This is a genomic window from Streptomyces sp. NPDC054840 (assembly GCF_053611065.1).
The window spans coordinates 1-5672 of the sequence record NZ_JBSGZP010000489.1; the positions used below are offsets into that span (position 1 = coordinate 1).

Consider the following 5672-nt stretch of genomic DNA (forward strand, 5'->3'; position numbering starts at 1 on the left):
ATGTACGACCATACGACCTGGCCGCCGCCGTGCGGCACGACCGGCCCCACCACGGCGGCGACCCACGCCGGGCGGTGCGGCCGATGACCACCACCGTCACCCCCGCTCCGCCGGGCTCCACGACCACGACCGCCCCCACGCCCCCCACCGACGCCGGATTCGGTGTGCTGCGCACGCTCACGCGCCACCGCGGCCTGCTGATCGTCGCCTGCGCGGCCGTCGCACTCGTCCTCGGATGGGTACTCCTCGGCGCCGGGAACTGGCCGGCTTCGCTCTCCGTCGACCTGTCGGGACCGCTCGAACGCACCAGCGACTGGATCATCGACAACCGCGACGGCCACCCGCTCTTCCTCTACTTCCTCGGACACGTCAGCAACGTCGTCGTCGTGTCCGTCCGCGCCGTGTACCTGGTGCTGCTCGCTCTCGGCTGGGCCGGCGTCACCGCCGTCGCCGCTCTGCTGGCGTGGCGCGTCGCGGGCGTCCGGCTCGCGCTGACCTCCGTCGCCGCCTTCGCCGTGTGCGGACTGCTCGGCATGTGGGTGCCCACCATGCAGACGCTCGCCCTGATGGTGGTCGCCGTCGCCGCGTCCGTGCTGCTCGGGGCTCTCCTCGGGATTGCCGCCGGGCTGTCGGACCGTATGCACCGGATCCTGCGGCCCGTGCTGGACACCATGCAGGTGCTGCCGGCCTTCGCGTACCTCCTGCCCGTCGTCCTGGTCTTCGGCATCGGCGTGCCCGCGGCCGTCCTCGCGACCGTGGTCTACGCGGCTCCGCCCATGGCCCGCCTGACCGCGCTCGGGCTGCGCGACGCGGACGCCGGGGTCGTGGAGGCCGCCACCTCCCTCGGCGCCACCGGCTGGCAGCGCCTGCTGACCGCCCGGCTGCCGCTGGCCCGCAAGGAACTGCTGCTCGGCGTCAACCAGTCGATCATGATGGCGCTCGGCATGGCCGTGATCGCGTCCGTCATCGGCGCGGGCGGTCTCGGCGACCGCGTCTACCAGGCACTGGCCTCCGTCGACGTCGGCGCCGCGCTCGCCGCCGGCGTACCGATCGTGTTGCTCGCCATCGTCCTGGACCGGGTCACCGCTGCGGCCGGCGAGCGCATCGGCGCCCCCGCGGCCCCCCGGAGCGCGCTCGTCCGGAACGTCGCCGCCCTGCTGACCGCCGCGGTCGTCGTCGGCGGCCGCCTCGTCGACGCGCTCTCCTGGCCCGACGGGTGGACCCTGGACATCGCCGGGCCCGTCAACCGGGCGGTCGACTGGATGACCGCCCACCTCTACTCCGGCGTGCCCCTCGTCGGCGGCACCGCGGACTGGGCGGGGCACTTCACCACGTGGGTCCTGAACCCGCTGCGCGATGCCCTGCAGTGGCTGCCCTGGTGGGCGGTCCTGCTGACCGTCGGCGTCCTCGCCCTGCTCATCGGCACCTGGCGCACCGCCGCGACCGCCGTTCTCGCGATGGCCGCGATCGGCGTCCTCGGCGTCTGGGACCCGGCGCTCGACACGCTGTCCCAGGTCCTGGCCGCCGTTGCCGTGACCCTGCTGCTCGGCTTCGCCCTCGGCGTCGCCGCGGCTCGCAGCACCCGCCTGGGGCGCGCGCTGCGTCCGGTGCTCGACGTCTTCCAGACGATGCCGCAGTTCGTCTACCTGATCCCCGTCGTCGCTCTGTTCGGAGTGGGCCGCGCCCCGGCCGCCGCGGCCGCCGTGGTCTACGCGCTGCCCGCGGTGGTGCGCATCACGGCCCAGGGCGTACGCGCGGTGGATCCGGCGGCGCTGGAGTCCGCGCGCTCGATGGGCGCGACCGGTCGCCAGCAACTGCTGCAGGTCCAGCTGCCGCTGGCCCGGCCCGCGCTGCTGCTGGCCGTCAACCAGGGCGTGGTGCTGGTCCTCGCCGTGGTCGTCATCGGCGGCCTCGTGGGCGGCGGCGCGCTCGGCTACGACGCGGTCTTCGGCCTCGCCCAGGGCGACCTGGCGACCGGTCTGGTCGCCGGCGCGGCGATCGTCTGCCTCGGCCTGATGCTCGACCGCGTCACCCAGCCGACCGGGCGCCGCGACCTCACCGGAAAGGGGGCCTGACATGGCTCGCACACGTTCCGCCGCACTCGCGGCCGGCCTCGCCGTCGCCCTGGCGGCCCTCACCGGCTGCGGCGCCGCCGACATGACACGCCAGGCCTCCCCGTACGCCGACGCGAAGGGCTCCCGCACGGTGACGCTGTCCGTGCAGTCGTGGGTGGGCGCGCAGGCCAACGTCGCCGTGGTCCAGTACCTGCTGGAGCACGAGCTCGGCTACCGGGTGGACACCGTCCAGATCGACGAGGTACCCGCCTGGGACGCGCTCAGCCAGGGCCGGGTGGACGCCATCCTGGAGGACTGGGGCCACCCGGAGCAGGAGAAGCGGTACATCGACGACAAGGCGACGATCGAGCGGGGTGGCGACCTCGGGGTGACCGGCCACATCGGCTGGTACGTGCCGACGTACTTCGCCGAGCAGCACCCGGACGTCACCGACTGGAAGAACCTGAACAAGTACGCCGCCGAGTTCCGTACCGCGGAGAGCGGCGGCAAGGGCCAGTTGCTGGACGGCTCCCCGTCCTACGTGACGAACGACAAGGCCCTCGTGAAGAACCTGGACCTCGACTACCAGGTCGTGTTCGCGGGCTCCGAGGCGGCGCAGATCACGCAGATCAAGCAGTTCGCCAAGGAGAAGAAGCCGTTCCTGAGCTACTGGTACAAGCCCCAGTGGCTGTTCGAGAGGGTCCCCATGACGGAGGTGAAGCTGCCCGCCTACGAGGAGGGCTGCGACGCCGACCCGCAGAAGGTGGCCTGCGCGTACCCGCACACGCCGCTGCAGAAGTTCCTCAACGCCCGCTTCGCGGCCGGCGGAGGTGACGCCGCGGCCTTCCTGAAGAAGTTCCGGTGGACGACCGAGATGCAGAACGACGTCGCCCTGATGATCGCCGAGGAGAAGCTGTCGCCCCAGGAAGCGGCGGCCCGTTGGGCGAAGCAGAACGAGGCCACCTGGCGGGAATGGCTCCCGTCCTGACGCGTGGGCCTGGAGGGTGCCACCCCCCTCCAGGCCCCACCCACCGGGCGGCGGGCCCGAGCCGCGGGCCGCTGATCGCTCCGCGTGCGCGCGTACGGTCCACCCGGTAGCGTCGAGAGCGAGTGTTCCGTGCGAACCGCTGCCGCCCGGCCCGGCGGGGCGGCAGGCGATGTCGGATACACGGAATCCGCCGTGCCGAAGGCGGGGCACAGGGCCTTCCCCGGGTGGACCGGACACGGTCCCGGCCCAGGTGCCGCACCTTCCCTTCCAGCTACCCGGCGGGCCGGGCCCGGGACGTTCCGGACCGCGCGTCCGTCCAGCGGGTGCCCTCGGTCAGCTCGGTGCCGGCGCTCCCCGTCCCCGGCACGTTCGACGCCGAGACGGGGGCGAGCTCGGCGGACGGAGGCAGACGGAGGCAGACGGAGGCAAACGGACGTGCCCCGCGACCTGTCCCGTCGTCCGCCGTGCGGATCCCCGGAATCGGCCACCGGGTGTCCCGCAGTCGCCTTGCGCGCAACGCGTCCTGGCCTCGTCCCTCCCTCCCGAGCCCGACCGCGCCCGACACCCACTGCGTGGACGGCCTTGAGCCCGAACCGTTCAGGATCATCCCGCATTGACCAGGAGGGCAGATGGCACTCCACCCAGCGCCCCCTCGGCGCCGCACCGCACGACGATTCCCGGCCGCGTCGGCCGGGCTCGTGACCGGTCTCCTCGTCACCGGCCTGCTCGCGGCCCCCGCTCAGGGTCAGTCCCGGACCGACACCAGCCCCGGCCCCGATGCGCCGATCGGCACGGTCGCCCGGACGGTGGGCGACGCCCGATTCGAACCGGGCCCCTGCCCGAAGACGCCGGAACCGATCGAGGTGCTCGACAAGGCCCGCTGCGGAACACTCACCGTGCCCGAGAACCGTGCCGAACCGAGCGGTCGGACGACAGAACTCGGAGTCGCGATCGTGCCCGCCGCGACCGACAAGCCCCCACCCGACCCCATCGTGTGGCTCGCGGGCGGCCCCGGAGACGACGCCGTGGGAGAGGCGAAGATGGCGATCGACGGCGGCCTGAACCGCGACCGTGACGTGATCTTCATGTCCCAGCGCGGTACGTACTCGGCCGACCCGGACCTCCTGTGTCCCAACATCGACGAGTTCAACGCACGCTCCGTCGGCCTCGTCTACGACGCCCCGTCCACCGGACGACTCCACGTCGAGGCCACGAAGGCCTGTCGCGACCGACTGGCGGCCCGAGGGATCGACCTCAGCGCCTACAACGACACCGAGAGCGCCGCCGACTACGAGGACCTGCGCAACGCCCTCGGCATCGAGCAGTGGAACCTGTTCGGGATCTCCTACGGCACCCACCTGGCGCTCGTCTCCATGCGCCTGCACCCCGAGGGCCTCCGCTCGGTCGGCATCGACGGCATACTCCCGCCCTCCAAGGCCGGATCGGCGGCGACCTGGAGCAGCGCCCGACAGGGCTTCGACGGTCTGTTCAAGGCCTGCGCGCAGCAGCCGGCGTGCAACAAGCGCTATCCGAACCTGTCGGCCACCTTCGACCGGCTCGTCCGCGAACTCGAAGCCCGGCCGGTCACCACCACCGTCACGCTCCCCGGCAGCGACAAGCCGGTCAAGGTCGTCCTGGACGGCGGAGCCCTGGTGAACTGGATGACCTCAGCCACCCACGTGGCGCCCCAGGTACCCGCCGCGCTCGACGAGCTGGCGCACGGCAAGCCGCAGCGGATCGCCCGGCAGTGGGCGGGCGGCAAGCTCAGCCCCCAGGCCATCGGAAGGGTCGCGCACGGTCTCGTCTACGGCGTCTTCTGCAGCGAGTGGACTCCGTACGAGAGCCGGGAGGAGGCCCTCCGGGGCGGACAGGAAGCCTTCCCGTCGTTCCCCCGCTCGGTCCAGGCCCAGGCTCCGCAGCTCACCTTCCTCCGTCCCGACTGCGACGCCTGGAACGTTCCCGCGGCGGCGCCCTCGATCCGCGACGTCACGCGCGGTGACATCCCGACCCTCGCCCTGTCCGGCGGATTCGACTCCCAGACCGGGGCGGACAACGGACCGTACGTCGCCCGCACGCTGAGCAAGGCCAAGGTCGTCACGGTCCCGTACGAGCCGCACGTCGTCTTCGCCACCTCGAAGTGCGCCCAGGAGATCACCGTCTCGTTCTTCGACAACCCGGCCGCGCCGAAGACCGCATGCCTGAACACCCTCAAGGCGCCCGAGTTCGAGATCGGTTCCTGAGATCCCGCGGCCCGCTGGTGCACCTCTGGTGCACCGCTGGTTCACCCGCGATCAGGCCTTGGAGCGGATCCAGTACCAGCGGGCCTGGGGCGCGCCTCGATCGACCGCGGCGGCCCGCCGCTCGGCATCTCGTCCCAGGTGCGCGGTACTCGGTGAGTCACCGGCGTCTGACAGAGGCAGGCCTGCCCGTGGTGCTCACCGGAAAGTGATGGAGGGCCCGCATGACCCGATGGAGTCCGGTCTCGCCGAGGTGGAGAAGCTGGTGCGCCGGCGAGGCGTCGGTCCTTGTCGTCCGCTACGACGGCCCGCGGGTGCCGGGCTGACCGGCGGCGGTCTCCGGGAGGTCGCCGGTGACGGCATCTGAGCGCAGAAATCTCCGCAGGGAAGGGC

3 protein-coding genes are annotated in these 5672 nt (G+C 72.4%); all 3 read left to right on the plus strand.

The window, feature by feature from the left end:
* Positions 1-83: 83 nt before the first annotated feature.
* The gene (locus tag ACWGIU_RS27620; protein WP_453710196.1) at positions 84-2075 is read left to right on the plus strand and encodes an ABC transporter permease subunit; all 1992 of its coding nucleotides are present in this window, start codon (positions 84-86) and stop codon (positions 2073-2075) included.
* A 1-nt stretch (position 2076) separates the two neighbouring features.
* Positions 2077-3042, plus strand: a complete 966-nt coding sequence (locus tag ACWGIU_RS27625; protein WP_453710192.1) for an ABC transporter substrate-binding protein — start codon at positions 2077-2079, stop codon at positions 3040-3042.
* Between the two features lie 629 nt (positions 3043-3671).
* Positions 3672-5282 carry an alpha/beta fold hydrolase gene (locus ACWGIU_RS27630; RefSeq protein WP_453710194.1) on the plus strand — a complete coding sequence of 537 codons (1611 nt, stop codon included), beginning with the start codon at positions 3672-3674 and terminating at the stop codon, positions 5280-5282.
* Positions 5283-5672 lie beyond the last annotated feature (390 nt).